30 protein-coding genes are annotated in these 26,533 nt (G+C 47.4%); 20 read left to right on the top strand and 10 right to left on the bottom strand.

Annotated features, from left to right (window positions below):
- The first annotated feature begins 10 nt into the window (after positions 1–10).
- Positions 11–649 carry an ATPase gene (locus GKG41_RS10745; RefSeq protein WP_154258504.1) on the top strand — a complete coding sequence of 213 codons (639 nt, stop codon included), beginning with the start codon at positions 11–13 and terminating at the stop codon, positions 647–649.
- Here GKG41_RS10745 and GKG41_RS10740 read toward each other — a convergent pair.
- Complete coding sequence (locus GKG41_RS10740; RefSeq protein WP_154258502.1) at positions 629–1,558, bottom strand: sporulation protein; 930 nt, start codon at positions 1,556–1,558, stop codon at positions 629–631. The two genes, GKG41_RS10745 and GKG41_RS10740, sit on opposite strands and share 21 nt — an antisense overlap.
- A gap of 148 nt (positions 1,559–1,706) precedes the next feature.
- Between GKG41_RS10740 and GKG41_RS10735 the strand changes: the two genes are divergently transcribed.
- From GKG41_RS10735 to hisIE, 17 genes are all read left to right on the top strand, one after another.
- The gene (locus GKG41_RS10735; protein ID WP_154258500.1) at positions 1,707–3,155 is read left to right on the top strand and encodes an aminoacyl-histidine dipeptidase; all 1,449 of its coding nucleotides are present in this window, start codon (positions 1,707–1,709) and stop codon (positions 3,153–3,155) included.
- 149 nt (positions 3,156–3,304) lie between these two features.
- Positions 3,305–3,904: a M23 family metallopeptidase gene (locus GKG41_RS10730; protein WP_226903541.1), complete on the top strand. Its 600-nt coding sequence runs from the start codon at positions 3,305–3,307 to the stop codon at positions 3,902–3,904.
- A 111-nt stretch (positions 3,905–4,015) separates the two neighbouring features.
- The gene (locus GKG41_RS10725; protein ID WP_154258498.1) at positions 4,016–4,843 is read left to right on the top strand and encodes a GTP pyrophosphokinase family protein; all 828 of its coding nucleotides are present in this window, start codon (positions 4,016–4,018) and stop codon (positions 4,841–4,843) included.
- A 2-nt stretch (positions 4,844–4,845) separates the two neighbouring features.
- Positions 4,846–6,198 (top strand): RsmB/NOP family class I SAM-dependent RNA methyltransferase, encoded by a 1,353-nt coding sequence (locus GKG41_RS10720; protein WP_154258496.1) that lies wholly within the window; start codon positions 4,846–4,848, stop codon positions 6,196–6,198.
- Position 6,199: 1 nt separating this feature from the next.
- Positions 6,200–6,937 carry a pseudouridine synthase gene (locus GKG41_RS10715; protein WP_154258494.1) on the top strand — a complete coding sequence of 246 codons (738 nt, stop codon included), beginning with the start codon at positions 6,200–6,202 and terminating at the stop codon, positions 6,935–6,937.
- Positions 6,906–7,571 carry an HAD family phosphatase gene (locus GKG41_RS10710; RefSeq protein WP_154258492.1) on the top strand — a complete coding sequence of 222 codons (666 nt, stop codon included), beginning with the start codon at positions 6,906–6,908 and terminating at the stop codon, positions 7,569–7,571. The genes GKG41_RS10715 and GKG41_RS10710 overlap by 32 nt, the downstream gene beginning before the upstream one ends.
- 22 nt (positions 7,572–7,593) lie before the next feature.
- On the top strand, positions 7,594–9,465 hold the full coding sequence (locus tag GKG41_RS10705; RefSeq protein ID WP_154258490.1) for a YgiQ family radical SAM protein: 1,872 nt from the start codon (positions 7,594–7,596) through the stop codon (positions 9,463–9,465).
- 2 nt (positions 9,466–9,467) lie between these two features.
- Complete coding sequence (locus tag GKG41_RS10700) at positions 9,468–10,223, top strand: SDR family NAD(P)-dependent oxidoreductase (protein WP_154258488.1); 756 nt, start codon at positions 9,468–9,470, stop codon at positions 10,221–10,223.
- Between the two features lie 22 nt (positions 10,224–10,245).
- Positions 10,246–10,848: a hypothetical protein gene (locus GKG41_RS10695; RefSeq protein WP_154258486.1), complete on the top strand. Its 603-nt coding sequence runs from the start codon at positions 10,246–10,248 to the stop codon at positions 10,846–10,848.
- Between the two features lie 8 nt (positions 10,849–10,856).
- Positions 10,857–11,837, top strand: coding sequence for an RluA family pseudouridine synthase (locus GKG41_RS10690; protein WP_154258485.1), 981 nt, complete (start codon positions 10,857–10,859; stop codon positions 11,835–11,837).
- Entirely contained in the window at positions 11,834–12,373 is a 540-nt protein-coding gene (lepB, locus tag GKG41_RS10685) for a signal peptidase I (RefSeq protein ID WP_154258483.1), read from the top strand. The genes GKG41_RS10690 and lepB overlap by 4 nt, the downstream gene beginning before the upstream one ends.
- Positions 12,374–12,391: 18 nt before the next feature.
- On the top strand, positions 12,392–12,925 hold the full coding sequence (locus GKG41_RS10680; protein ID WP_154258481.1) for a Holliday junction resolvase RecU: 534 nt from the start codon (positions 12,392–12,394) through the stop codon (positions 12,923–12,925).
- A gap of 113 nt (positions 12,926–13,038) precedes the next feature.
- Positions 13,039–14,217, top strand: a complete 1,179-nt coding sequence (gene hisZ / locus GKG41_RS10675; RefSeq protein WP_154258479.1) for an ATP phosphoribosyltransferase regulatory subunit — start codon at positions 13,039–13,041, stop codon at positions 14,215–14,217.
- Positions 14,189–14,824, top strand: a complete 636-nt coding sequence (gene hisG / locus GKG41_RS10670; RefSeq protein WP_154258477.1) for an ATP phosphoribosyltransferase — start codon at positions 14,189–14,191, stop codon at positions 14,822–14,824. Before hisZ ends, hisG begins: the two co-directional genes overlap by 29 nt.
- Before the next feature lie 12 nt (positions 14,825–14,836).
- Entirely contained in the window at positions 14,837–16,135 is a 1,299-nt protein-coding gene (gene hisD / locus GKG41_RS10665; RefSeq protein WP_154258475.1) for a histidinol dehydrogenase, read from the top strand.
- 17 nt (positions 16,136–16,152) lie between these two features.
- Positions 16,153–16,743 carry an imidazoleglycerol-phosphate dehydratase HisB gene (hisB, locus tag GKG41_RS10660; protein ID WP_154258473.1) on the top strand — a complete coding sequence of 197 codons (591 nt, stop codon included), beginning with the start codon at positions 16,153–16,155 and terminating at the stop codon, positions 16,741–16,743.
- Between the two features lie 44 nt (positions 16,744–16,787).
- Positions 16,788–18,077, top strand: a complete 1,290-nt coding sequence (gene hisIE / locus GKG41_RS10655) for a bifunctional phosphoribosyl-AMP cyclohydrolase/phosphoribosyl-ATP diphosphatase HisIE (protein ID WP_154258471.1) — start codon at positions 16,788–16,790, stop codon at positions 18,075–18,077.
- A 42-nt stretch (positions 18,078–18,119) separates the two neighbouring features.
- Here hisIE and GKG41_RS10650 read toward each other — a convergent pair whose 3' ends face one another.
- A complete protein-coding gene (locus tag GKG41_RS10650) occupies positions 18,120–18,551 on the bottom strand; it encodes a MarR family winged helix-turn-helix transcriptional regulator (RefSeq protein WP_173015590.1) in 432 nt (143 codons plus the stop codon).
- A 171-nt stretch (positions 18,552–18,722) separates the two neighbouring features.
- Between GKG41_RS10650 and GKG41_RS10645 the strand changes: the two genes are divergently transcribed.
- The gene (locus GKG41_RS10645) at positions 18,723–19,454 is read left to right on the top strand and encodes a hypothetical protein (protein WP_154258467.1); all 732 of its coding nucleotides are present in this window, start codon (positions 18,723–18,725) and stop codon (positions 19,452–19,454) included.
- A 48-nt stretch (positions 19,455–19,502) separates the two neighbouring features.
- Here the strand turns inward: GKG41_RS10645 and GKG41_RS10640 are convergent, their stop codons facing one another.
- From GKG41_RS10640 to GKG41_RS10630, 3 genes are all read right to left on the bottom strand, one after another.
- Positions 19,503–19,889, bottom strand: coding sequence for a NifB/NifX family molybdenum-iron cluster-binding protein (locus GKG41_RS10640; RefSeq protein ID WP_154258465.1), 387 nt, complete (start codon positions 19,887–19,889; stop codon positions 19,503–19,505).
- The gene (locus GKG41_RS10635) at positions 19,864–20,280 is read right to left on the bottom strand and encodes a DUF134 domain-containing protein (RefSeq protein WP_154258463.1); all 417 of its coding nucleotides are present in this window, start codon (positions 20,278–20,280) and stop codon (positions 19,864–19,866) included. The genes GKG41_RS10640 and GKG41_RS10635 overlap by 26 nt, the downstream gene beginning before the upstream one ends.
- Positions 20,281–20,361: 81 nt before the next feature.
- The gene (locus GKG41_RS10630) at positions 20,362–20,712 is read right to left on the bottom strand and encodes a helix-turn-helix domain-containing protein (protein ID WP_154258461.1); all 351 of its coding nucleotides are present in this window, start codon (positions 20,710–20,712) and stop codon (positions 20,362–20,364) included.
- 528 nt (positions 20,713–21,240) lie between these two features.
- Here GKG41_RS10630 and GKG41_RS10625 point away from each other — a divergent pair.
- On the top strand, positions 21,241–21,429 hold the full coding sequence (locus GKG41_RS10625; RefSeq protein ID WP_154258459.1) for a hypothetical protein: 189 nt from the start codon (positions 21,241–21,243) through the stop codon (positions 21,427–21,429).
- Between the two features lie 315 nt (positions 21,430–21,744).
- Here the strand turns inward: GKG41_RS10625 and GKG41_RS10620 are convergent, their stop codons facing one another.
- The 5 genes from GKG41_RS10620 to GKG41_RS10600 form a co-directional block, all read right to left on the bottom strand.
- Positions 21,745–23,322, bottom strand: a complete 1,578-nt coding sequence (locus GKG41_RS10620; protein ID WP_154258457.1) for a recombinase family protein — start codon at positions 23,320–23,322, stop codon at positions 21,745–21,747.
- The gene (locus GKG41_RS10615) at positions 23,322–24,614 is read right to left on the bottom strand and encodes a recombinase family protein (RefSeq protein ID WP_154258455.1); all 1,293 of its coding nucleotides are present in this window, start codon (positions 24,612–24,614) and stop codon (positions 23,322–23,324) included. Before GKG41_RS10615 ends, GKG41_RS10620 begins: the two co-directional genes overlap by 1 nt.
- A 53-nt stretch (positions 24,615–24,667) precedes the next feature.
- Positions 24,668–24,838: an SHOCT domain-containing protein gene (locus tag GKG41_RS10610; protein ID WP_154258453.1), complete on the bottom strand. Its 171-nt coding sequence runs from the start codon at positions 24,836–24,838 to the stop codon at positions 24,668–24,670.
- A gap of 574 nt (positions 24,839–25,412) precedes the next feature.
- A complete protein-coding gene (locus tag GKG41_RS10605; protein ID WP_154258452.1) occupies positions 25,413–26,123 on the bottom strand; it encodes an N-acetylmuramoyl-L-alanine amidase in 711 nt (236 codons plus the stop codon).
- The gene (locus GKG41_RS10600) at positions 26,124–26,531 is read right to left on the bottom strand and encodes a phage holin family protein (RefSeq protein WP_154258451.1); all 408 of its coding nucleotides are present in this window, start codon (positions 26,529–26,531) and stop codon (positions 26,124–26,126) included.
- Positions 26,532–26,533 lie beyond the last annotated feature (2 nt).

Below are 26,533 nucleotides of genomic sequence, written 5' to 3'. Positions count from 1 at the left end.
AGTGTAAAAAATGAGCAGCAGAATTGAACAAATCATTGAAGAGATCGAAGAATACGTAGAAACCTGTAAATTTCAGCCGTTATCTACAACTAAGATTGTGGTAAATAAAGAAGAACTGGAAGACCTTTTAAGAGAACTTCGTCTGAAGACACCGGACGAGATTAAGAGATATCAGAAGATTATCAGCAACAAAGATGCTATTCTGGCAGATGCCCAGGCGAAGGCAGAAGGACTGATTGCAGAGGCAAAAGCTCAGACCCAGGAGATGGTAAGCCAGTCTGAGGTTATGCAGCAGGCCTATGCCCAGGCGAATGAGACCATCAACAATGCGAACCGTCAGGCCCAGGAGATTCTGGATTCTGCAACCAGTGATGCCAACAGCATCCGTTTAAGCGCAATCTCCTACACCGATGATATGCTGGCAAATCTGGGACAGATTATGAGCGGTGCACTGGAAGATGTGGCTGTAAAATATAATTCTTTCGTACAGTCTCTTCAGAACTGTTACGAGGTTGTGAATAAAAACCGCAATGAGCTTGCTCCCCAGGTAGCGCAGGCTTCCACCTCTGTTTCGTCAGCAGATTTGGATGACGATATGGAAGTAGAAGGTCTTGATGATCTGGATGATTTAGACGATTTGGACGATTAATAGCGCTAATAGGAAGGTGATTGCAAGACTGCACAGCTTTCCTTTCACATAAGGCATCAGAGGCAGAGATGTCTCATTGATCATGGATTTTGTCTGGGCCATAATACATAGGCCTCCGAAGGAGGTAAGAGCCATGATAATTGCGTATTTGAGAAAAAAAGGACAGGCGGTCTGAGCGATGGCGGCGGTACCGGTGGAGATTTCTGTGATCCCCAGCAGGGCATATCGAAGGGGCGCCGGTAAAAAGGTGAAGGTCTGTATCATTCCGCTGCATACAGAGAAGAGGATAATATATCCTCCAAGCTTTGTAATTCCTTCAAACCCATTCATAATAGAGGTATCTATGATGACTCCGAGAGGAGGACGCCGGGATACCTCTTTTTTGTGTTTTGTCAGGTGGCTTTCTTTTTTTTTGTATCCTGACCGGAAGAGCAGAGAAGTGATAAAGCTGCCGGTATACAGGATCAGAAAGCTGATCCCTATGTACTCCTCCTTGTGGAGGGTTTCCAGAAGAAGAAAAGAGGATACAAACATGGGCCCCGGGTGATTTGAGAAGGTTAGAAGATAGCAGGCTTCTTCCCGGCTGATCTTTCCGCTGCCGTACAGATCTGCCGTAACCTTTGCTCCCATGGGATAACCGCAGAACACCCCCAGAAGGAGAGCGTAAGCTCCGTTGGGGGAGAGACCGAACAGGATATTCCACAGTTTTTTCGGCAGAGCAATCCATTTTTCCAGGACATTCGTTTTAATCAGAATGTTGGACAGAATCATAAAAGGCAGAAGCGAGGGGAGAAGGCTCTGAAACCAGAGGAGAAGTCCCCTTTTTGAAGCTGCAAATGCTATTTCCGGACAAAACAGGAGAAAGAACAAAAGTAAAAGGAGAGGAAGAAGATACCAGCGTTTTTTCATTTTTGTCTCCAGCAGGAAATTGTCTTTCTCATAGTATATGAGAAGAGACGGGAAAATAGGTTTAAACTTGAGAAATCTCACGGCGGGGGCTTGCTATTTTTATTTGCCTGTGACACAATGTAGAAAGACAAAATCAGGAGGTGCTTTTATGGCAAAATTAGAAGGCATAGAACCAGTGAAGGTATTCCGGTTTTTTGAAGAACTGGCAGGGATACCCCACGGTTCCGGGAATACAAAAGAAATCAGTGATTACCTTGTGGGCTTTGCAAAAGCCCGCGGGCTTCGATATATTCAGGATGTGAATAATAATGTGATTATCTTTCAGGAGGGAACGCCTGGATACGAAAATGCTCCCGTGGTGATTCTCCAGGGACATATGGATATGGTTTGTGAGAAAAAGCCGGGATCTCAGCATGACTTTACAAAAGACGGTCTGGAGCTTCAGGCAGAGGGAGATTTTATCTCTGCAAAGGATACCACACTTGGCGCTGACGATGGCATCGCAGTAGCCTATGCCCTGGCAGTTCTGGATGATGACAAGCTGCCTCACCCGCCCCTGGAGGTAGTGGTGACGGTTGATGAAGAGATTGGCCTTCTTGGAGCAGGGTCTCTGGATGCATCCCCTCTGAAGGGGAAGCTTCTGCTGAATCTGGACTCAGAGGAGGAATCCTGTCTCTGGGTGGGATGTGCCGGGGGGCTTACGGCAGTGAGCAGAATTCCTGTAAGATATATAGAAGCAGCAGATCACAGATATAGGGTTAAGATCCACGGCCTCTGCGGCGGACACTCAGGGGCAGAAATTGATAAGATCAGAGCCAATGCCGTTATCCTTATGGGCCGATTCCTTTTTGAACTGCGGGAGCATGTGGGATATCTGCTTTCAGAGCTGAAGGGCGGACTGAAGGACAACGCCATTCCCAGAGAGGCGAGCGCTCTTTTGATGCTTCCGAAAGAGGAGGAAGAGCGTCTGTTTGAGGCTGCCGCCGGATTTCAGGAGGCACTGCAAAAGGAATATGCAGGGACGGATGAAGGGATCACCGTGACGGTTGAGAGGCAGGGGATGGGAACAGAGCCTGCGCTTCATCCCGGCAGTCTGGAAAAGGTGATTTTTTATCTGATGCATATTCCCAACGGTATCCTGAAAATGAGCGGCACAATTCCGGGACTTGTAGAGAGCTCCACAAATCTGGGGATTCTGGAACTAACACCAAATGAACTTCGTGCTTCCTCCAGCGTGAGAAGTTCCGTAAAGTCCGGGAAGACAGCAATCGCGGAACGTATTCAGTATCTGACTGAATTTTTAGGCGGAGATTATGATGCAGAGGGAGAGTACCCGGCCTGGGAGTACCGTCAGGATTCTCCCCTCAGGGAGCTGATGGTTCAGGTTTATAAGGACTTATTCCAAAAGGAGCCTCAGGTCAAGGCAGTACACGCCGGACTCGAGTGCGGACTCTTCTTTGAAAAGATACCCGCACTGGACTGTATTTCCTTCGGCCCTGATATCTTTGACATTCATACAACAGAGGAACACCTGAGCATCTCCTCCACAAAGAGGGTATGGGAATATCTGTGCAGCGTTTTGGAACGCATCAGATAAACAGAGAAAAAAGACTGAAAAAGAAGATACTTTTTTGGTCTTTTTTTCTGCCCTGACGCATAGACTGAGAGGTGGAGGGATGCAAATTGCGTAAAACCTTCTTTCTTTTAGTAATTGTACTGTTTTTCGACATTGCAGGAAGTGCTTTTTTGGGAAACAAAGCTGCTGACGCAGAATTGAAAAAGATGGGGATTCCCCTTGCGTTTATGAGAGAAGAGGGGATAAACCGGGAGGAAATGAAGGATTATGGTACTTTCTGGAAGGATCTCAAGTATTTTCCTCTTCCGTCGGATATCCTTGGGGAAGAATTCTCGTATGAGGATACCTGGCTGGAGGAGAGAAACTATGGGGGGACCAGAAAGCACGAGGGCTGTGACATATTCGGCTCAAATGAGAAGCCTGGATATTATCCGGTACTCAGTATAACAGACGGGATAGTAGAAAAGGTAGGATGGCTTCCTTTGGGCGGTTACCGGATCGGAGTGAGAAGTCCTTCGGGCGGCTACTTTTATTATGCTCATTTGTACGGCTATGCCAGAGATTTCCAGGAGGGCGAATCCGTGAAGGGCGGTGAACTGCTGGGCTTCATGGGGGATACCGGATACGGTGAGGAGGGGACCACAGGAAAATTCCCTCCCCATCTTCATCTGGGCATTTATATTGAGAAGGGAAACCAGGCAGAATACCCGGTTGATCCCTACATAGTCCTGAAATATCTTGAGAAAAACAGGCGCAGGTATCTATATTAAAAAGCACAGAAATGATTTTTATGCTATAATAGCATAAGTGGGCCGTGTGACGTTACCGCCCATAGGGGAATGATTCTTCTGTGACGGAAAGGTAAGGAGATTTAAAGAACTATGGAAATACAATTGTGGAGAGAAATTCTGAATCCTTATGAGCTGGCAGTGAAAGAGCTGACTGTCAAGTTTAATCATTTGATCAAAGAACACCGGCAGCTGGATATCTACTGCCCCATTGAGCAGGTGACCGGCCGGGTAAAAAGCATTAACAGTATATTAGAAAAGATGCAGAGGAAGAATATTACCTGGGGAAATATGGAAGTGCAGGTCGAGGATATCGCAGGAATGCGGATTATCTGCCAGTTTTACGAAGATATAGAAAAAGTGGTTGAGATTATCAGAAGCCGCAGCGATATGTCTGTGAAGTATGAAAAAGATTACATTACTCATATGAAAGAGAGCGGATACCGCAGCTATCATATGATTGTTTACTATAACGTGGAAACCTTTCAGGGGACAAAACAAATTCAAGTGGAGTTTCAGATTCGTACTCTGGCGATGAACTTTTGGGCAACCATTGAACATTCTCTCCAGTATAAATATAAAGGAAATATGCCGGAACATCTCACCCAGCGCCTCAGCAAGGCTGCGGATGCTATCATTGCCCTTGATCGGGAAATGTCATCTGTGAGGAGCGAGGTTATGGACGCACAGAACTCCTCCCAAATGCAGGCAAACCTGGTGGCTGATATCCTGAACAATATTGAGAATCTTTACCGGTATTCCAATAAAAGGGAAGTGGCGAAGATACAGGATGAGTTCTACCGCATTTATTCGGCTAAGGATATTGAGCAGCTGGAGCGTTTTCACAAGCAGCTGGACATTATATCCGAGGGGTACCGGGCACAGGCAGTTACACTGGAAGATGATTTGGAAGGATATTAAGCATGGAATTACCAATGAAGTATACGGAGAGTATGAGAAATTTACTCCGGGAAGAATATGAAAGTTATCTGGAAACCTATGATAAACCCGTACGGCTGGGACTGAGAATAAATCAGAAGAAGGTGTCTGAGGAGGAATGGGAGAAGATAAGCCCGTTTTCTGTGGAAAAAGTTCCCTGGATTCCTAACGGATACTATTATAAAGAGGAAGAAAAGCCCTCCCGCCATCCATATTATTATGCAGGACTTTATTATCTGCAGGAGCCCAGTGCTATGACCCCGGCCAGCCGTCTTCCGGTGGAGGAGGGGGATATTGTGCTGGATCTCTGCGCGGCTCCGGGGGGCAAGGCTACAGAGCTGGGTGCCAGACTGAAGGGGAGCGGTATGCTGGTGGCTAATGACATCAGCAGCTCAAGGGCAAAGGCGCTGCTGAAAAACCTGGAGCTTATGGGGCTTGAGAATTGTTATGTCACCTGTGAAGATCCGGTAAAGCTGAAGCAGCAGCTGCCCTGTTTTTTTGATAAAATATTAGTGGATGCCCCGTGCTCCGGGGAGGGGATGTTCCACCGGAGGCCGGAGATGGCCAAAGAGTGGGAAGAAAAAGGTCCCTCAGAATACAGCTCTGTGCAAAAGGAGCTTGTGCTGGCGGCTGCCGCTATGCTGAAGCCGGGAGGTATGCTTCTCTATTCTACCTGTACCTTTTCCAGAGAAGAAAACGAAGAGGTGATTCAATTTCTTCTGGAAAAGGCCCCGGATCTGTCTCTGGAAGAGATAGCGCTTTATGAAGGGTTTTCCCCGGGGGTGGGGCTTTCCTCCTGTGTCAGGATCTTCCCCCACAAAATGAATGGGGAAGGCCATTTTATGGCACTGTTAAAAAAGGCTGGAGAAAATTACAAACCAACCACAGCGGCCTGCGGGCAGAGTGCAGGAAAAGACATACCCGGGGAGGTGCGGGAGTTTCTTCAGGGGATCAGCCGTCCGTTTGAGCAGGACAGGTTTTATATGGTGCAGGATAAAGTATACTATCTGCCTGGAGGGAGCAGTATGCCCGGGAGACTCAGGTATCTCCGCACAGGACTTTATCTGGGGGAGCGGAAGAAAAACAGGTTCGAACCTGGGCAGGCTCTGGCTATGGCTCTTAAGAGGGAAGAGTATGATTCCACCATAAATTTGCCCTCCGCAGACGAAAGAACCCTTCGATATCTGAAGGGGGAGACCATTGAGGTCAGCGACCTGTACGCCCCCCGTAAAAAGGGCTGGCAGATGGTTTGTGTGGATGGATTTCCTCTGGGATGGGGAAAATTGTCCGGGGGAATTTTGAAGAACAAATATTATCCGGGATGGAGATGGCAGTAAGATGCTTCGTTTAGATAAATATCTGGCTGATATGGGGACAGGAACCCGCAGTCAGGTCAAACAGATGATTGGCAAGGGCAGGGTAAGTGTAAACGGCACAAAGATTCTGCGTCCTGAATTTAAGGTGGATCCGGGAATAGATGTGGTGGAGGCAGAGGGCAGCAGGATTGGATACACAGACTTTGAATATTATATGCTTCATAAACCGGCCGGTTATGTGTCTGCCACAGAGGATCGGCAGGAAAAAACGGTTCTGGATCTAATTACCGTAAAAAGCAGGAAGGATTTATTTCCTGTGGGAAGACTGGACAAAGATACGGAGGGACTTCTTCTTATCACTAATGACGGTGATCTGGCTCACAGACTGCTTTCTCCCAGAAAACATGTGGATAAAACTTACCTGGCCCGTCTGGATCTCCCGGCTGAACACAAGGACGCCGAGGCCTTCCAAAATGGACTGGATATCGGGGATGAAAAGCTCACGCTTCCGGCCAGGCTGGAAATAGAACAGAATGGGGATGGATGTGAAGTAAGGGTTACCATCCGGGAGGGGCGGTTCCATCAGATAAAAAGGATGTTTGAAGCAGTGGGGAAACATGTGGTATACTTAAAAAGGCTTTCTATGGGAAGCCTGTATCTGGACGGAACACTGCCCCTGGGGGCATACCGTCCGCTGACAAAGGAAGAACTGGAGAGGCTGCGGGAAGATGCTACAGGGAAAAAAAGCAGTATTATTTGATTTAGACGGAACGTTAGTGGATTCCATGTGGATGTGGAAGGAGATAGATGTCTTGTATCTGGGAAGGCTGGGGAAAGAACTTCCGCCCGGTCTCCAGAGGGACATAGAAGGCATGAGCTTTACGGAGACGGCGGTGTATTTTAAAGAGACCTTTGATATACCGGAGAGTATCGGCGAAATTAAAGAAATTTGGCTTTCAATGGCCAGAGACAAGTATCTCTGGGAGGTTCCTCTGAAGGCGGGGGTTCCTGAGTTTTTAAAGGTACTGAAAGAAAAAGGGATAAAGACAGGAATCTGTTCCAGCAACAGCATAGAACTGGTAGAGGCAGTGCTCCAAACCCACGGCATTGACGGATGCTTTCATAAGATTCGTACATGCTGTGATGTCCCTCACGGGAAGCCTGCCCCTGATATCTATCTGAAGGTGGCGGAGGATCTGCAGGTTGAGCCGGAAGAATGTATGGTCTTTGAAGATATTCCTATGGGCATACTTGCCGGAAAGAATGCAGGTATGAGTACCTGCGCGGTGGAGGATGCTTTCAGCAGGGATCAGGAAGAAGAGAAGCGGCGGCTGGCTGACTATTATATCACATCATATTATGATGTGATTAACGGGACATACGAAGAAGTATAAGGAGAGACAAGAGGACAACAGGATGAATTTTTTGCCCATTACAAAACAGGAAATGCTGGAAAGAGGCATAGAACAGCCGGATTTCGTCTATGTGATTGGAGATGCCTACGTGGATCATCCATCCTTCGGCCCGGCTATCATCAGCCGACTCCTGGAATCCAGGGGATATTCTGTCTGCATGCTTCCCCAGCCGGACTGGAAGCGGAAAGAAAGCGTGCGGGAATTCGGTGAACCACGGCTGGGATTTCTTGTATCTGCGGGAAATATGGATTCCATGGTGAATCACTATACAGTAGGAAAAAAAAGACGGCATACAGATGCGTATTCTCCCGGTGGCTTATCCGGCCTGCGTCCGGACCGGGCGGCGGTGGTCTATAGTAATCTTATACGCCAGACGTATAAAAAAACGCCCATCATTCTTGGGGGGATGGAAGCCTCCCTCCGGAGAATGGCCCACTACGATTACTGGTCTGACCAGGTGAGGGCTTCCGTGCTTATGGACAGCGGCGGAGATTTGATTTCCTATGGGATGGGAGAACACTCTATTTTGGCCATTGCGGAAGCGCTGGCTGCAGGAATTCCTGTGGAGGAGATTACATTTATCCCGGGAACCGTATACCGGACAAAAGAGACTGAGCATATCTATCAGGGAGTCCGTCTGCCGGATTACCAGGAAATCTGCAGCAGCAAGGAGGCCTATGCCAGAAGTGTAGCTCTGCAGTATGAGAATACAGATGCAGTTACCGGGAAAACTCTGATAGAGAGCTATGGCACCAAGGGATGTATCGTACAGAATCCCCCGGCGGCTCCCCTCACCATGCAGGAGATGGATGATATTTATGATTTGCCGTATATGAGAACCTATCATCCCTTGTATGAAAAAATGGGTAAGATACCTGCCATAGAGGAGATTAAGTTCAGTCTGACCAGCAACCGGGGATGCTTCGGGGGCTGCAGCTTCTGTGCACTTACGTTCCATCAGGGAAGGCAGGTTCAGGTGAGAAGCCATGAGTCTATTCTCAGAGAGGCAGAAAATTGCCGGGAGGATCCGGAGTTCAAAGGATATATTCACGACGTGGGAGGACCCACTGCAGACTTCCGGCAACCATCCTGCAAAAAGCAGTTAAGCAAAGGGGTATGCACCAACCGCCAGTGTCTGTTTCCAAAGCCCTGCGGCAATTTGAAGGCGGACCATGAAGATTACCTTCAGCTGCTGCGAAAACTCAGAGAGCTGCCGGGAATAAAAAAGGTTTTTATACGATCCGGAATTCGTTTTGACTATGTGACGGCGGACAAGGATCCCCGCTTTCTGGAGGAATTGGCCATGTACCATGTAAGCGGACAGCTCAGGGTAGCTCCGGAACATGTGTCCAAGCCTGTGCTGGATGCCATGGGAAAACCAGGGCATGAGGTATATCTCACCTTTCTGAAGCAATTTCAGGCGGCAAACCACAAAGCAGGGAAAAAGCAGTATGCGGTCCCTTACTTTATGTCTTCGCATCCCGGCTGTACCATGAAGGATGCGGTTAAGCTGGCAGAGTATGTAAGGGACATGGGCTTTATGCCTGAGCAGGTACAGGACTTTTATCCCACACCGGCAACGCTCTCTACCTGTATGTATTACACAGGACTGGATCCCAGGACGATGAAGAAGATTTATGTTCCCCGGGATCCCCAGGAGAAGGAGATGCAGAGGGCTCTGATTCAATACAGGGATCCAAAGAATTATGAACTGGTGAGAAAGGCTTTGGAACTGGCCGGACGCAAAGATCTCATTGGATTTGGTCCCAAATGTCTTATAAAGCCCCGAAAAGGAGAACAGGTCTCACCTGGTATGCAGAAGAAAAGCAGAAAGAAAACCATTCGTAATGTCCACAAAAAGAAGGGAAGATGAATATGCAAATAGCAATTGTAACAGGTGCTTCTTCAGGGATCGGAAAGGAATTTGTCCGCCAGCTCTCTTACTGCTATCCATGGCTGGATGAGATATGGGTCATTGCCAGAAGAGAAGAGAATCTGAAACAGCTTCAGAAGCGGATAGATGCAAAGCTTCGGATTCTTCCTCTGGATCTCAGAAAAGACAGCAGCTTTTTTACCATACAGAAATTGTTAAAAACAGAAAAACCTCACGTTAAGGTCTTGGTAAATGCCGCAGGATTTGGTAAAATTGGCAAGGTAAGCGAATGTACCACGAATACCATTCAGGGCATGATTACCCTGAACTGTACCGCACTTACAAAGATGACAACTTTGTGCCTTCCTTACTGCGGAAAGCGAAGTCATGTGATACAGATAGCTTCGGCGGCAGCCTTTGTACCTCAGCCGGGACTGGCAGTCTATGCGGCTACAAAGTCTTATGTGCTCAGTCTCTCCCGCGCACTCCGAAGAGAGGTAAAACAGGAAGGGATTACAGTGACAACTGTGTGTCCGGGTCCTGTGGACACTGAGTTTTTCCAGAAAGCAGGGGGAAGCATTTCCTTTGCGAAGAAGGCATGTATGGCAAAGGCGGATCAGGTAGTACACAAGGCAATCCTGGACGCGGCGGGCGGAAAGGAATTGTCTGTCTATGGTGTACCCATGAATGCTGTGTATGTGCTGTGCAGGATCATTCCTCACCGGGTGCTGCTTGCTGTTATGAATCTGATACTATAAGAGAAAGAAGGACAATATTTACATGAAAGCAACCAAAGGCAGCTACGGCTATATCCGTGCCCAGAAAATAAAAAGAACCTGGATTACCCTGGCATTATTTGCCGCCCCTCTGTTAGTTTTTTTTACAGGGCTGGTTCTCAAAGGCAGCAGGAATACGATTTTTACAGTCATTGCAGTCCTGGGATGCCTGCCTGCCTGTAAAATGGCGGTGAGCAGTATTATGATGTACATGCAGAAACCTATGAAAAAAGAAGAGTATGAGGCCATTGAGGCACATAAAGGAGAGCTTACATGCGGGTATGAGCTGGTGGTGACTGCCTACGAGAAACAAAGCTTTCTGGATGCTGTTGTGGTCTGCGGGAATACCGTGGCGGCTTACAGCAGCAGGGATAAGACCGACGGACCTTTTGCGGAAAAGCATATACAGAAAATCCTGAAACAAAATGGCTTTTCCGTATCCGTGAAAGTGTTCCGGGAACTGAAAGGTTATCTGGAACGGTTGGACAGTCTCAATGAGCACAGAGAGAGTATTGAGAAGGACATCCGGTTTACTCCCGATGAAAATTATCCGGAGCTTACCAGAAACGAACTGATTCTGCATACTATCTATGCAATTTCCCTGTAGGTGCACCCATGAAAGAGATCGTGATAGGGGAAAACCAGGCCGGACAGCGATTTGATAAATATCTGTCCAAATACCTCAACGAGGCGCCTAAAAGTTTTCTCTACAAAATGCTTAGAAAAAAGAATATAACACTGAATGGAAAGAAGGCCACCGGAAGCGAAAAGCTGAAGGAGCAGGATATCGTACGCCTCTTTCTCTCAGATGAGACCATAGACAAGTTTTCACAGGTAAAAGTGGAAAGGAGCCATGGGAAACTATCCATCCTGTATGAGGATAAACATATAGCTGCAGTCAATAAGCCCTCAGGAATGTTATCCCAGAAAGCAGCAGGCAGCGATGTCTCACTGGTGGAGTACCTGACCGGTTATCTGCTGGAGAGCGGACAGATGAAAGAGGAAGATTTCAGATGCTTTCATCCCGGAATATGCAACCGTCTTGATCGAAATACCAGCGGTATTGTAATCGCGGGAAAAACCCTGGCAGGCCTTCAGGAGATGAATGAGGCCTTTAAGCTGCGTTCCCTCAGAAAGGAATATCTGGCTTTGGTGGAGGGCGTGGTTCCCTCCGGGGCATATCTGAAAGGATATTTGCATAAAGATGAGAAATGTAATAAAGTAGTAGTAGAAAATGAGCCGTTTGAGGGAAGTGTTCCTATAGAAACAGAGTACCGTCCCTTAGCCGGCAATCAGAGGGTAACTCTTTTGAACATACATTTGATCACGGGCCGTTCCCATCAGATACGAAGTCATCTGGCCAGTATCGGACATCCTGTCATTGGCGATGGAAAGTACGGCAGCAAAAAGAGCAACCAGCTGTTCCGTGACAGCTACGGTGTGAAGTCCCAGCTGCTTCACGCATATCGGCTTACAATGCCTGAGATGAAGGGAGAACTGAACTATCTATCCCACAAGGTGCTGACGGCGCCAATACCTTCAGATATGAAAAAAGTTCTGGAGGGAGAACACATAGAGGAGAGTATACATGAATGAGTAAAAAAAATACGGGGCCATCCATCGGCAGGGAATTATGGGAATATATTAAAATGATTATCTTCGTGGTAGCGGTTGTCTTTGTTATCAATAATTTTTTGCTGATTAATGCAAAGATACCCTCAGAGTCCATGGAGAAGACAATCATGACAGGTGACAGGATCTTTGGCAACCGTCTGGCATATCTTTTTGAGGATCCGGAGCGCTATGACGTAGTGATTTTTAAATATCCGGACAATGAAAGCCAGCTTTTTATCAAGAGGATTATCGGACTTCCGGGGGAAACGGTTACGATCATAGACGGAAAGGTGTATATCAATGACTCAGATACCCCGCTGGACGACAGCTTTACGCCGGAGACTCCGGCCGGAAGCTACGGGCCTTATGAGGTTCCGGAAGGATCTTATTTTATGCTGGGGGATAACAGGAATTATTCCAAGGACTCCAGATTCTGGACAAACACCTATGTAAAGAAAGATAAGATACTTGGGAAAGCGGTAATCCGCTATTTCCCCTCGATTAAACGGATTAAATAGATACAGGAGCAGATTGCTATGAGTACTTGGAATTCCAGAGGGCTTCGGGGTTCCACCCTGGAAGAGTTTATTAACCGGACCTGTGAACAATACCGGGAAAAGAAGCTGGCAGTGATCCAGAAAATCCCCACGCCTATCACTCCTGTGAAAATTGATAAGGAAAGCCGCCATATTACACTGGCCTATTTTGAGAAGAAAAGTACAGTGGATTATATTGGTGCAGTGCAGGGCATTCCGGTATGCTTTGATGCAAAGGAATGCCATTCCAATCAATTTCCTCTGCAGAATATCCACCAGCATCAGGTGGATTTTATGGGTGAGTTTGAGGGACAGGGAGGCATTGCCTTCCTTATTCTTTTTTTTACCAGGAGAAACGAATTTTACTATCTACGCTATGAAGACATGCTGAGATTCTGGGAGCGGGGACAAAGTGGGGGGCGTAAGCATTTTACCCTGGAAGAGCTCAATCCGGAATATTTTTTTACCAGCGGGCACGGCTTTTTGGTGCCGTTTCTGGAAGGGCTGCAAAAAGATCTTCTGTCCAGAGAGTAATGGCAGGACGGTTAAAATACAGGATTGACAAACGGATAAAGTTTCTTTATAATTTTATTTGCTAATATGGTATTGAATTAGCAGTTTAACGCGATAAAGCAAAGGAGAATAATATGGAGAGAATGTTTCATACGCCGGAAGGGGTAAGAGATGTATATAATGGGGAATGCGAACAAAAGCTGGTTCTGGAAGAACGTTTACATACAGTGCTCAGAAGCTATGGGTATCAGGACATAGAAACACCGACCTTTGAATACTTTGATGTTTTCAGCCGTGAGGTGGGAACTATACCCTCCAAAGATTTGTATAAATTTTTTGACCGGGAGGGAAATACCCTGGTCCTGCGTCCGGACTTTACGCCGTCCATTGCCCGGGCGGTATCTATGTACTTCACGCCGGAAGAATTTCCCCTCCGTCTGTGCTATAAGGGGAATACTTTTATCAATAACTCCAGCTATCAGGGCCGGTTAAAAGAGTCTACCCAAATGGGGGTGGAGTTTGTGGGCGATGGTTCTGCACAGAGTGACGGGGAGATTCTGGCGCTTATGGTTGAGCTGCTTTTAACCGCGGGACTGAGGGAATTTCAGATCAGCATCGGTCAGGTGGATTTTTTTAAATCTCTGTTAGAAGATGCAGGTATGGATGAGGAGATGGAAGAACAGCTGCGCCAGCAGATTTCCAATAAAAATTATTTTGGAGTGGAGGAACTGATCTCTAATCTGAACCTGAATTCTGAACTTGAAAAGGCATTTCTTATGCTTCCTAAGCTTTACGGGGGAGTGGAAATGCTCACAGAAGCTAAGACGCTTACAAGGAATACACAGGCAGTGAAAGCGCTGGAACGGCTGGAAGAGATTTACGAGGTCCTCGCCTGTTACGGATGCGAGAAGTATATATCCTTTGACTTATCCATGCTGAGCAAATATCAGTATTATACAGGGATTATCTTTCAGGCATATACATATGGGACGGGGGATGCCATAATCAAAGGGGGAAGGTACAATCACCTGCTTGGGCATTTCGGAAAGCCGGCAGCTGCCATTGGATTTACCATTGTCATGGAAAATCTTATGAACGCACTATCCCGTCAGGGAATACAGATACCTGTGCAGACCAAAAGGATTCTGATTTTATATACTAAAGAGCAGCAGAAAGAGGCAATTGCCATGGCTGCCTCCTGGAGAAAAAAAGGAGGGGAGGCAGAACTTCTGCAAAGAGATCCGGGCCGAACCAAAGAGGATTATGAGAAGAGAGGAAAGTATAATGAGATATTTGACCTTTGCCCTAGGTAAGGGGCGTCTTGCCAAGACAACCCTGGAGTTATTTGAAAAAATAGGAATCACCTGTGAAGAGATGAAGGACAAGGACTCCAGAAAGCTTATTTTTGTTAATGAAGAATTAAAATTAAAGTTTTTTCTGTCCAAAGGTCCGGATGTACCTACTTATGTAGAGTATGGGGCGGCAGATATCGGCATTGTGGGGAAAGATACGATACTGGAAGAGGGAAGAAAGCTCTACGAAGTCCTGGATCTGGGATTCGGCAAATGCCGGATGTGCGTATGCGGGCCCCAGTCAGCCAGGGAGCTTTTACATCACAGCCAGCTGATCCGGGTAGCTACCAAATATCCCAATATTGCCAAAGATTATTTTTATAACAAGAAGCATCAGACAGTGGAAATTATAAAACTGAACGGTTCTATTGAGCTGGCTCCTATTGTGGGATTGTCAGAAGTGATTGTGGATATTGTTGAGACCGGTTCTACCCTGAGAGAGAACGGGCTGGAGGTTTTGGAAGAGGTATGCCCCCTCTCTGCGCGAATGGTAGTAAACCAGGTCAGTATGAAGATGGAAAATGACAGAATCAGTAAAATAATTACAGATCTAAAGTCTGTGCTGTAGTGAGGAGATAACATGAGGACAGTAAAATTAACGAAAGAGGCTATTTCAGATATACTGGAAACGATGCTTCAAAGAAGCCCCGCCAACTACGGTGCTTATGAGGCGCGGGTAACAGAGATCCTCAACCAGGTGAGGGAAAGAGGAGATGAGGCAGTTTTTGAATACACCCGGCAATTTGACAAGTTTCCGGCAGATGCATCCAATATTCAGGTGACTGAGGAAGAAATTGCACGGGCATATGAAGAGACAGATCCTGCTCTTACAGAGGTGATTCGCAAGGCCCTTGTCAATATTCAGAAGTATCATGAGAAGCAAAAGCGTAACAGCTGGTTTGACACCAGCGGGGAAGGCACCATGCTGGGACAAAAAGTCACTCCCATGGGGAAGGTCGGTGTATATGTGCCGGGCGGCAAAGCTGTGTATCCTTCTTCTGTGCTGATGAATATAGTGCCGGCCAAAGTCGCCGGGGTTGAGAGAATTATTATGACCACACCGGCCAACAGCCAAGGAAAGGTAAATCCGGCGGTGCTGGTGGCCGCAAATGAGGCGGGTGCAGATGAGGTTTATAAAGCTGGAGGCGCACAGGCCATCGGGGCATTGGCTTACGGAACGGCCAGCATTCCCAGGGTAGATAAGATTGTAGGTCCAGGCAATATTTATGTGGCCCTGGCAAAAAGAGCAGTGTATGGACATGTGAGCATTGACTCAATTGCTGGCCCCAGTGAGATCCTGGTACTTGCTGACGAAACCGCCAATCCCAGATATGTGGCGGCGGATCTTTTGTCGCAGGCGGAACACGATGAACTGGCATCCGCTATTCTGGTTACTACCAGCGAGGATTTGGCAGAAAGAGTAAATCATGAGATCGATAATTTCCTGCGGGTACTTTCCAGAAGAGAAATCATTGAAAAATCTCTGGATAATTTTGGATATATCCTTATTGCAAAAGACCTAAAGGAGGCAATTGAGACTGCCAACGCCATTGCCTCCGAGCATCTGGAGATTGTTACCAGAGATCCATTCTATGTGATGACTAAAATAAAAAATGCGGGGGCAATTTTCCTGGGAGAATACAGCAGCGAACCTCTGGGTGACTATTTTGCAGGTCCCAATCACATCCTTCCCACCAATGGAACCGCAAAATTTTTCTCGCCCTTGGGGGTGGATGATTTTGTGAAAAAATCTAGTGTGATTTATTATTCCAGGGAAGCTCTTGCGCCTATTCATAAAGATATTATACAGTTTGCCGAGTCAGAACAGCTCACGGCTCATGCCAATTCTATCCGGGTGCGTTTTGATGAGGACAGATAGAAGGAAAGGAGAACGCTATGAGCAGAAAGGCAACCGTGACCAGAGATACCAAGGAAACACAGATTCAGCTGACTCTGGAGCTGGACGGCAGCGGAAGCAGTTCTATTGATACCGGTGTGGGATTTTTTAATCATATGATGGAAGGGTTTACCCGTCATGGGCTGTTCAACCTTACCCTAAAGGTAAACGGGGATCTGGAGGTAGACGATCACCATACCATAGAGGATACGGGAATCGTGCTGGGCACTGCTATTGCCCAGGCTGTGGGGGATAAAAAGGGAATCCGCAGATACGGAAGCATGATACTTCCTATGGATGAGACACTGGTACTGTGCGCTATAGATTTATGCGGACGGCCCTACTTCTCTTTTGAAGGGGAATTTACAAGGGATAAGGTGGGAGATATGGAGACGGAGATGATTCGTGAATTCTTCTATGCCATCTCTTACAGTGCGGGAATGAACCTTCATATGAAGATTCTTACAGGAGGGAATAACCATCATATGGCAGAAGCCCTGTTTAAGGCATTCGCAAAGGCCTTGGATGCGGCAGTATCTTTTGATGGGAGAATAACAGACGTTCTGTCAACAAAGGGGACTCTTTCGTGAAGACTGCCGTACATTAAAGTACAGAAATGGGAGATAAAATTAGTATGAGAAATAAATTATTAATACCCTGTATTTACCTGAAACACGGACAGGCCGTATGCGGACTGGGTGAGGAGGCCACAAAAGCTTTTGTTGTGCCGGATCCAGTGGAGCTGGGCAGATTATACGGGAATCAGGGAGCAGATGAAGTTTTGGTCTTTGATTTGTCAGAAACAGATGAAGAGCATGACGCTGCCATTGGAAAGATTCGGGAGATCGCAGAGAATGCAGAGGTACCTGTCATTGGCGCCGGCCATATCAGGCGTATGGAAGATGTGAAAAAGCTTCTCTATGCAGGATGCAAAAGAGCTGTGTTGAATTTTTCGAAACCGGGAAATATAGAATTGCTGGAAGAGGTGTCTAAGCGGTTCGGGAAAGATAAGATAGCGGCAGCAGTGTCAGAGCCGGAGCAGGTAAAAAGGAACCTGGAGCCGCTGAAGTGCTATGCGGACATGATTCTGTCTCTTACCAACGACTGGCAGTCTTTCAGGGAAGACTGGGAGGGGGCGCTTCTCGTGACAGTTCTTCCCAAAGAAAGAGAGGCGGTTCTTGAGGTTTTACAGCAGACAGGTGTCACAGCAGTCACGGGCGCTTATGTCAGTGATCCCAAGACTGATCGGATGAAGCTGAAAAAGTTTTGCCGCAAGGCGGGTATCCCGGTAAATACATGGGAGAGCCGGATTGCGTGGAAAGATTTTAAGAAGAATAGTGATGGGATGGTGCCGGTAATTGTCCAGGATTACAAAACCAGTGAGGTTCTGATGCTTGCCTATATGAATCAGGAATCTTTTGAGACCACTCTGGAAACTGGAAGAATGACCTATTGGAGCAGAAGCAGAAATGAGCTGTGGATGAAGGGTCTGACCTCCGGACATTTTCAGTATGTAAAATCTTTGACACTGGACTGCGACAGGGATACCATTCTTGCAAAAGTTTCCCAGGTAGGGGCGGCCTGTCATACGGGAAGCAGGACCTGTTTTTTTCAGGAACTGGTGAAAAAGGAGTATGAGGATACCAATCCGCTGAAGGTTTTTCAGGATGTCTATGATGTGATACTGGACAGAAAAGTACATCCAAAAGAGGGATCCTATACCAATTATCTTTTTGATAAGGGAATCGACAAAATTCTCAAAAAGGTAGGGGAGGAATGCACTGAGATTGTGATTGCCGCCAAAAATCCGGATAAGGAAGAAATTAAGTATGAAATCTCAGATTTTCTCTATCATGTTATGGTTCTTATGGCGGAAAAGGATGTAACCTGGGAGGAAATTACCAGAGAACTGGCCAGAAGATAGAAATAATCCAGGGAAAAACTCCCTGGATTTATTATTCAGTTCTTACATATTAACTGCATTGTCTGTGACTTTTTTAAGCATTTCAATGAAAACAGTTTTCTCTGGAACGGAAAGGTTTTTTGTTAATTTCAGAGACCAGTCTTCTCCGATTTTCTTCAGCAGAGGATAGAGTTCCTGAGATTTGGAGGTGGGACAAATGTCAATGGAGCGATTGTCCTTAGGATTGGGGGAACGGGTAATATAACCGTTGGCTTCCAGCTTGGCCATCATTTTGGCTACAGTGCTTTTATCCATATCTAGAATCTCGCAGAACTGGTTCTGAACCATTTTCCCGTTTTCACAGATAATCATGATAAAGGGAGTCTGACCGCTGGTTACTCCCAGTGTCTTAGTCTCCTCGTTCAGATACATCTGGGTTTTTCTATGTATGGTAGATGTCATTTTCAGGAGATCGTCCGGGGATATATCCGGCATAAGAGTACACCTCAATTTCATAATAGTTATGAGACTATATTATAATCTCACTGTAAAAAAGTCAATAGTTGGCAATGAAACATTTAGGGAGACTCTGCTTGTGGAGACTCTGCCTTTATGGTATGGTATAGGGAACGGCATACGCCGGGAGAGCAAAGTTTGGAGGTTATTATGGAAGATAAGCTGCAATTTCAAAAAAGGCTGGAGAAGCTGATGGAAGAGGCAAAGGATGCAGGGGACCGCATGTCCCAGGAAAGAATAGAGGAATATTTCCGGGAGGATAGTCTGTCAGGAGAACAGCTTGCGATGATAAAGGAATACCTGCTTGCCAGGGGCATCACAGTCACCGGGTGCAGGGGTGACGAAGCTTTAGCAGAAGGAAAGAAGAAAAAGCTGTCACCGGATGAAGAGGCCTATTTAAAAAAATACAGAAATGAGTTATCTCTGATCCGAAAGGAAGAAGAAGGAGAGAGAGCCCGTCTCATCCGGGAAGTAATAATGGGTGATGCGCTGGCAAAAGGAAGACTTGCAGAGCTGTATCTTGAAACAGTGGCAGAGATAGCTGAAAAAATAGCAGGTCCGGATATTTTTCTTGGAGATGCTGTGGCTGAGGGCAATGTAAATCTCCTGCTGGCTGTGGAACGGCTGGACACAGAGGCGGACGCGGATGCATTTATCAAAGAAGAGATCCGCAGGGGCATTCTGGAATTAAACGAAGAACAGTCTGAGCAGAAAAGAAGAGATGAGATGATGGTAAACAAGGTAGAGCGTCTGGAAGCTGCCATGAAAGAGCTGACTGAGGATGAGGATACAAAATTCAGCATTGAGGAATTGTCATTTTACCTTGAAATGACAGAGGAGGAAATACGGGATATTTTGAATCTGACAGGAGAAGACAAATAAAAAGGAGGATGCCCCTCCTTTTTATTTTTGTCTTTCTAAAAGCAGCACTTAGCAGTGACCGCTGCAGTCTCCGTGACAGTCTCCCCCATGATGGTGATGTTCGTGATCTGCACATTGGGTATCAGGGTTGTACTGAAGCTGTCCTGACAGAAATGCTGTTACCTGAGCGTCAGCATTGCCCGAGGCCCCTGGATACAGTTCAATGCCGGCAGCAGCAAGAGCAGTCCTTGCACCGCCCCCGATCCCTCCGCAAATGAGGGCGTTTACCTCATGCTCCTGTAAAAACCCAGCCAAAGCCCCATGTCCCTGCCCGTTGGTGGACAGGACTTCTTCAGAAGTGATACTTCCGTCTTCTATGGTATAAATTTTAAAATACTCGGTATGACCAAAATGCTGGAATACCTCTCCGTTATCGTAAGTTACTGCAAGTTTCATCTTGATTTCCTCCTGTTTTTGATTTTTTGGCACATGAACTTTGATGACAGCAGCAGGTGCCTTTCGCCTTTCCGCAGCATTCTCTGGAGAGGGAACACAGGGCGTATGAGCCGCCCTGAATCAGCAGCTGCTTTCCATTTATGAGGGCATCTGCCAGTTTTTCCCTGGCGCTGTTATAGATTGCCTGGACGGTTGTCCTGGCCACATTCATCTGACGGGAACAATCCTCCTGGGTGTAGCCCAGCAGATCGATCAGCCGGATACTTTCATATTCATCAAGTGTCATCTCTACCTTCCCGGAAACGGGAAGAGGGAGGTCCGATTCCCACGGACCAAAGCTCTTGATACCGGGCAGATCGCAGATACGTCTGCATTTGGGCGGGCGCGGCATAAAGTTCATCTCCTTTGTTTCTGACTTATGTCATTTATTATAAAACTATTATCGACATATGTCAATAATAGAAAGGGGAAATTATTCCTTTTTTTGAAGTTCTTTCAAAAAGGATACGTAGGCTTTCAGATGAGCCGGAGAGGAATGGCGTGCGATTTCGAGAAGCTGCTTCATATCCGGGTTCTCTTTCAGCTCTCTGGCAATTTCCAGAAGTTCAGTGTCCTTTTCCTGGGATGGGATAGGTTCTCTGCCGAGAAGGAAGTCCACAGTCACGTGGAAGTGATCGGCCACTCTGGCAAGTCTGTCTCCGGAGGGAGTAGTGTGCTCCCATTTTTTTATGGTACCATTTCCGAATCCGCAGGTGCGCTCCAACCCGGCAATTGTGATTTCATATTCTCTGCAGAGTGACTTCACTCTTTCATACAGGCTCATAATAGACTCCTTTCTAATAAGATATATAAAATGGTTAAATAATTGTTGACAAATAGTCTGCAGACTATTATAATTAATCCATAGTCAACGGCAAACCTCATAAGTTTCCCACTGTAAGCTAATAGTAGGGCGCCTGCCAGGGTTTGTCAATGACTAAATATAAGGTTCTTGTTTCATTCAAGTGTTCATGGCATTGCAGTTTAAGCTGCTTTCACAACATGCTATCTGAGATTTAGTATTTCTTAAACAATTCTAAAATCATTTATTTTCCAATAAAAACCCTATTTAACAATGAGTAAAATAACATCAGCAATTTTTATCAAGACTACTTATGGTTCTTACCATACGTGCTGTTTGTGGAAGAGAGCATTTCTGTATGCTCATGAATTGGGAAATGTCCTGCTTTTATTCAGGTAATCCCCCTGGCCTTGGAAAATGGGACGCGCACCAGATTGTGTGAAAAAGAACTGCTTTTGGAGGTGATGATACGTCTGAGACGAAATACGGAAGAAAGGAGAAGAGATTGCTATGAAAGCGTTTCTTGAGGAATATGGAATTATCATTATTGTGGCAATAATCGCCCTTTTGATGGTTGTATTGGCCACTCCTCTGGGACAGTATATCGGGACGGCAATTGCCGGGACTGTCACGGATTTTATTAACGAGTCCGGCATTACCAATCCCCCTACCTGGACCAACTATGTCGCAGAGAATTGATACAATGTTTGTATTCGTTCTCTGCGGCATTTTTATGCCCGAAAACGCCGATTTTACAGGCTTTTCGGGCTGTTTTATTGTTTGCTGCGAGTGCCGGAAGTTCCGGCGAGCGTTGATTTCATTCTTTGAAACGCCGATTTTGCTTTCAATCGCCGCTGTGCCTCCGACAAATCGTTAACGAGCAGCATTTTTGGTGCATTTTTTGAGCTTTGGTGCATCTTTGGTGCAAACCGGATTTTCACAGTTTATCTGCGGAAGCAACGCATAAAAAAGCTCCCCGCATCGCTTTCGACACAGGGAGTCTATGCCCATCGCTTAATCAATTTCGCTGCCGTCCATCAGGGTAAAAACCAGACGCCCGTCGGCGTGTACGGTCGCCTTTTCCACGACTGCCAACCACAGCCTCTCGTCAAATTCCGTAAGCGGCCCGCGCTGCTGCTCCATCGTGTCAATAAAAGCTGTGAGCACCGTGCGCTGGATTTTTCGTTTTTCTATTTCGGCTTTAAGCTCATCGATGCGTTTTACCACTGCATTGTACTTTGACACAAGTTCCTCCTGCCGCTTTTTATAGGCTTTCTGATCCTGTGCCGCCGATGCGTTTTCAGCGATGTGCTTGCGATTCATTTCGATAAGCACCTCGGCTTCCGCGTTTTTTGCCGCAAACTCATCGTCAATGGCGGCGCTGTCAAAAAGCTCGGCAAGTGCCAACCGGCACTCACTGATAACCTCATCGGTAATGTCCTGCATACCGTTCCACGCCTGAATGAAGCGCTCCTTTATTTCATCCTCGGTAAAATGTGGTGTGGCACATTTCTCGCCCTTTTTGAACTTGCTGTTGCATTGCCATATCACGCGGCGGTACTTGTCCGTTGAATGCCAGACCTTCGAGCCAAAGAAGCCGCCGCAATCGCCACAAACCAGCTTCGCCGAAAAGCAGCTCTTACAATTATAGCTGCGCCCTAATGCCTTACGCCGTGCGAACTCCGCCTGTACCATATCGAAGTCCTCGGCGTCAATGATTCCATCGTGACTGTCTGTAACATAGAACTGTGGCACCTCGCCCTCATTCGGCTTCATCTTCTTTGTCAGAAAATCCGTCGTGAAGGTCTTTTGAAGAAGCGCGTCGCCCTTGTACTTCTCGTTGGTGAGAATGCTTTCGACCACATTGCATTGCCAGCGTTCCTTGCCGCCGGGCGTCGGAATGCCCTGTGCCGTGAGATGCTTGGCAATCCCGGTGGGTGTTTTTCCCTGCAGGAACATCGCGTAAATCAACTGCACAATTTTCGCTTCCTCCGGCACAATCTGCGGCGTACCGTCCGCGCCCTTCTCGTATCCGAGAAACTGACCGTATGACATGGACACCTTACCGTCGGCGATACGCTTGCGCCATCCCCATGTGACGTTCTCTGAAATGCTCCGGCTTTCCTCCTGCGCCAGAGAGGACATTATCGTGATGAGCAGCTCGCCCTTGGCGTCGAAAGTCCAAATATTTTCCTTTTCGAAGTAAATTTCAATGTTCGCCGCCTTGAGCTTTCGCACGGCGGTAAGGCTGTCGACAGTGTTTCGTGCGAAACGGCTGACCGATTTTGTGATTATCAGGTCGATTTTACCGTCCAGCGCATCCTTAATCATCTGGTTGAAGCCGTCGCGCTTCTTCGTATTGGTCGCTGAAATTCCCTCGTCCGTATATACAAATACGAAGTCCCAATCTGGGCGCTCCTTGATGTATTTGGTGTAGTAGTCCACCTGCGCCTCGTAGCTTGATTGCTGTTCTTCCTTTTCCGTGGAAACGCGGGCATAACCCGCAACCCTGCGCCGCTTGGGCACGGATACGGCAAGATTGGAAAAGCGCGATGTGACCGTCGCCGGTATCATTGTGATTGTTCTTGCCATCAGCCATTCCTCCTTGTCGCTTTTTCTCTTGCCTTTTGTCGCTTATCCTCCGTCCAGCTTTCACGCCGTGAACGGTCTTGCCACCGAGTCGTCGCTGCCGTGCCGTCCTTGAAATGAAACTCAAGCTGATTGTTCTGCTGCGCCGTGATAAGTGCTATTCGCTCTGAAAAAACGGCGGCATCAAAACCGTCCGTTCCGAGCATCGCGGCGCACTCTGCTTTAAGCGTCTCTTCGGGGATCTGCTTTGAAGCGCAGTGTTTTTTGCCCTTGGTATTGAATGTGGCGCAAATCCAAACAAAGCCGGTCGGCGTTGTCTTCCTCCGATAATTCTTGCCGCAAATACCGCAGCGTATTTTTCCTGTGAACGCGGTTTCCGAGCCGGGCTTCACGATCACAGCTGTTGCCCTGCGTGAAAGCTCTTCTTGTACAGCCTCAAATGTAGCCCTGTCAATAATCGGCTCGTGCGCCTCCTGTACGAAATACTGTGGCAATTCGCCACGGTTTATTTTTGTTTGCTTTGATAAATGGTCGGTGCGGAAGGTCTTTTGCAGCAGTAAATCTCCGGCGTACTTCTCATTGCGGAGCATTTTGCTGATGGTGGCTTGACACCACGATTTGTTCATTCGCGTGGGTATTCCCATTTCGTTAAGCCTGTTGGCTATGGCCTGTTTTCCGTAGCCCTCAAGAAAAAGCGAGAATACGAGGCATACCGTCTTCGCTTCCTCCGGCACGATCTGGAATACTCCGTCTTTTACCCGATAACCGAGCATCGTGCAGTCCCACGGCTTGCCTTCTTCAAAATTCTTGCGTACCCGCCACTTCTGGTTTTCGGAAACCGATAGGCTTTCCTCCTGCGCATAGGATGCAAGAATTGTCAGCATCAGTTCGCCATCGGCGCTTATGCTGTGAATGTTCTGCTCTTCGAAAAACACATCAATGCCAAGCGTTTTTAATTCTCGAACCGTAGATAGCAGTGTGACCGTGTTCCGGGCGAAACGCGATATAGACTTTGTGATGACCATATCGATTTTCCCAGCGCGACAATCCGCCAGCAGGCGTTGAAAGCTCTCACGGCTGTCCTTTGTGCCGGTTTTCGCTTCATCCGCATATACGCCGACGTACTCCCAGCCGCAGTGCTTTTGAATCCGGTCGCTGTAATAGCTGACCTGTGATGCCAGCGACTGAAGCATTGCGTCCTTGCCTGACGAAACGCGGGCGTATGCCGCCACGCGCTTTCCCTCAAAGGGAACTCGCGGCGCAAACTCTATCTGTGTAATTCGGCTGTTTGCCATTGATACTCCACCTCCTTTCAGGGGGTACATATTCGCTCTAAAGGACGACAAAGTCAAGGCAATTCGCGCCATATACTGCACAAAGATACGCGATATTTGACCGCGAGATTTTCCTCAAGCTTGGCATAATCACGGATGGTAATATGCCCTTCGGACAGCCATCTCCTCAACACAGCGACGACGGCTTTGTATTTCATCAGCTCTGTTTTTCTGTCCTGCGTCATATGGCAGCCTCCGCTCTTTTCGTGCGGTGCTGTGCCGAACACGCATGACAGCAAAACTTGCTGTTCGGTCTGCCGTAGACCGTGTATGCTTTCCCACAGTGAGTGCATATCCTGCTGTAATACGCCTTTCGGTTCTCGGCGTTCGGATGCATTTTCCACCATGCGTTACGGCATTTATCAGAGCAGAATTTTTTCGGCTTGCTCCCGGGCTTAGTCACAAGCGCCTGTCCGCATTGCTTGCAGCGAGAAGCGTCATCAATGACAGATGATTTTTCAGCCGCCAAGGCTAAACCCTGTCTGCGGCAATAGCTCTTCACTGTGTTTATCGAGAGTCCGACCGTTTCGGCGATTGATACATACTTACAACCCGCAGATCGCAGGTGAAGTATGGTTGATTTCTGTTCGTTGGTCATCAAAACCACCTCCTCGCCATACGGAGAAAATGGAGCAATTTTGGGGAGGTGTTTCGACATAAAAATACTGCCCAGCAGAGAAAAATCTCCGCTGGGCAATAACTGTAGGTCAACAACTTGACCTGTGGTATATGGACTTGTAAGCTAAAGCGGTGTATCCTTTACTCGCTGTATTTGATAAAAACGTCCGTGAAGCCAGCAGCCTTGACCTTTTTGAGCATGGCATCGGCGTTTGCCTTGACCGAGAACGCGCCGAGCTGGACGCGGTAATACTTCTTCGGTGTGGTCGGCGTTTCCGGCGAAGCCGCATCAAGCAGCTTCTTCACATCGGCGCGGAAGGTGTCCATGCTCTTGCCGTGCTTCGGGAACCAGTGCATCACATCGCCGTGATTGCTGGCAATGCCGAGCTTGTGACCCTCCGAGTGGCAGATGAGCGTCGGCGACTCCGGCTTGATGCCGTACTGCTTGCAGAGGTAGGCGCACAGCTCGACCGCTTCCTTGTAAACGGCAGAAAAATATGCGGGGTCGGAAAGTCCGTCCTCGCATATCTCAAAACCGATATGTGTATCGTTCGCTGCACCTCCGGCATGCCAGCCCCGATAATTCCACGGTAGGGTTTGATAGGTGGCGATGCTTCCGACAGCCAGCTTGCCGATGAAGCCGTGGACGCAGACCTGTCTGCCATCGGGCTTGTCCTGATTCCAGTGGTTGTTGTATTGGTTCTTTCCCAGAAGTCCGTCATCAGGACCGATATAGCGTTTCAGATAGGGATTGTTCGCCCCGGTAGAATGTACCATGATACCTTTCGGTGTGATGGTTTTACCCGCTTTGTAGCAGGCATTGTTGGTCAGAATGAGTTTATGCAGGTTCATTTATTTATCCTCCGATCTGCTGTGAAGCTGTACTAAAATCTCTTTTAGTTTCGCCGGGATGGGCAGTCCGAGATGTCCGGCATTTTCAAGCATCGACACACCCTCATTGGATAGATAGAAGAAGATGACCGCAGTACGCAACACCCCGGCCTGCCCCAGTACTTGGACGTCAATAATGTTTCCGATACCAACCATCATAAAAATGAGCACCTTTTTAGAGATCCCCTTGAAGCCGACCTCGCTGGATAACCTATGGTCTACTATGGCGCACATCACACCAGTGATGTAGTCGATCACCACGAATGCTATGAGCGCATAGAGAAAGCCGTCTGCTCCTCCGAGAAACCAACCGAGCCAGCCGCCGATAGCGGCGATCATAAGTTGAATCCATGTCCAGATTTCTTTCATGT

This window comes from Lactonifactor sp. BIOML-A5 (assembly GCF_009677585.1).
In the GTDB taxonomy this organism is placed as follows: domain Bacteria; phylum Bacillota; class Clostridia; order Lachnospirales; family Lachnospiraceae; genus Lactonifactor.
This window is presented reverse-complemented; position numbering and strand designations above follow the sequence as displayed.

Coding starts and splice junctions, on each gene's coding strand:
- GKG41_RS10700 (WP_154258488.1), top strand. CDS start 9,468: ATGCAAATAGCAATTGTAACAGGTGCTTCTTCAGGGATCGGAAAGGAA.
- GKG41_RS10745 (WP_154258504.1), top strand. CDS start 11: ATGAGCAGCAGAATTGAACAAATCATTGAAGAGATCGAAGAATACGTA.
- GKG41_RS10725 (WP_154258498.1), top strand. CDS start 4,016: ATGGAAATACAATTGTGGAGAGAAATTCTGAATCCTTATGAGCTGGCA.
- GKG41_RS10705 (WP_154258490.1), top strand. CDS start 7,594: ATGAATTTTTTGCCCATTACAAAACAGGAAATGCTGGAAAGAGGCATA.
- GKG41_RS10635 (WP_154258463.1), bottom strand. CDS start 20,280: ATGCCGCGCCCGCCCAAATGCAGACGTATCTGCGATCTGCCCGGTATC.
- GKG41_RS10650 (WP_173015590.1), bottom strand. CDS start 18,551: ATGCCGGATATATCCCCGGACGATCTCCTGAAAATGACATCTACCATA.
- GKG41_RS10690 (WP_154258485.1), top strand. CDS start 10,857: ATGAAAGAGATCGTGATAGGGGAAAACCAGGCCGGACAGCGATTTGAT.
- GKG41_RS10630 (WP_154258461.1), bottom strand. CDS start 20,712: ATGAGCCTGTATGAAAGAGTGAAGTCACTCTGCAGAGAATATGAAATC.
- GKG41_RS10715 (WP_154258494.1), top strand. CDS start 6,200: ATGCTTCGTTTAGATAAATATCTGGCTGATATGGGGACAGGAACCCGC.
- GKG41_RS10680 (WP_154258481.1), top strand. CDS start 12,392: ATGAGTACTTGGAATTCCAGAGGGCTTCGGGGTTCCACCCTGGAAGAG.
- hisIE (WP_154258471.1), top strand. CDS start 16,788: ATGAGAAATAAATTATTAATACCCTGTATTTACCTGAAACACGGACAG.
- GKG41_RS10640 (WP_154258465.1), bottom strand. CDS start 19,889: ATGAAACTTGCAGTAACTTACGATAACGGAGAGGTATTCCAGCATTTT.
- GKG41_RS10605 (WP_154258452.1), bottom strand. CDS start 26,123: ATGAACCTGCATAAACTCATTCTGACCAACAATGCCTGCTACAAAGCG.
- GKG41_RS10615 (WP_154258455.1), bottom strand. CDS start 24,614: ATGGCAAACAGCCGAATTACACAGATAGAGTTTGCGCCGCGAGTTCCC.
- hisZ (WP_154258479.1), top strand. CDS start 13,039: ATGGAGAGAATGTTTCATACGCCGGAAGGGGTAAGAGATGTATATAAT.
- GKG41_RS10600 (WP_154258451.1), bottom strand. CDS start 26,531: ATGAAAGAAATCTGGACATGGATTCAACTTATGATCGCCGCTATCGGC.
- hisB (WP_154258473.1), top strand. CDS start 16,153: ATGAGCAGAAAGGCAACCGTGACCAGAGATACCAAGGAAACACAGATT.
- GKG41_RS10710 (WP_154258492.1), top strand. CDS start 6,906: ATGCTACAGGGAAAAAAAGCAGTATTATTTGATTTAGACGGAACGTTA.
- GKG41_RS10735 (WP_154258500.1), top strand. CDS start 1,707: ATGGCAAAATTAGAAGGCATAGAACCAGTGAAGGTATTCCGGTTTTTT.
- GKG41_RS10610 (WP_154258453.1), bottom strand. CDS start 24,838: ATGACGCAGGACAGAAAAACAGAGCTGATGAAATACAAAGCCGTCGTC.
- hisG (WP_154258477.1), top strand. CDS start 14,189: ATGAGATATTTGACCTTTGCCCTAGGTAAGGGGCGTCTTGCCAAGACA.
- GKG41_RS10695 (WP_154258486.1), top strand. CDS start 10,246: ATGAAAGCAACCAAAGGCAGCTACGGCTATATCCGTGCCCAGAAAATA.
- hisD (WP_154258475.1), top strand. CDS start 14,837: ATGAGGACAGTAAAATTAACGAAAGAGGCTATTTCAGATATACTGGAA.
- GKG41_RS10720 (WP_154258496.1), top strand. CDS start 4,846: ATGGAATTACCAATGAAGTATACGGAGAGTATGAGAAATTTACTCCGG.
- GKG41_RS10645 (WP_154258467.1), top strand. CDS start 18,723: ATGGAAGATAAGCTGCAATTTCAAAAAAGGCTGGAGAAGCTGATGGAA.
- GKG41_RS10625 (WP_154258459.1), top strand. CDS start 21,241: ATGAAAGCGTTTCTTGAGGAATATGGAATTATCATTATTGTGGCAATA.
- GKG41_RS10620 (WP_154258457.1), bottom strand. CDS start 23,322: ATGGCAAGAACAATCACAATGATACCGGCGACGGTCACATCGCGCTTT.
- lepB (WP_154258483.1), top strand. CDS start 11,834: ATGAGTAAAAAAAATACGGGGCCATCCATCGGCAGGGAATTATGGGAA.
- GKG41_RS10740 (WP_154258502.1), bottom strand. CDS start 1,558: ATGAAAAAACGCTGGTATCTTCTTCCTCTCCTTTTACTTTTGTTCTTT.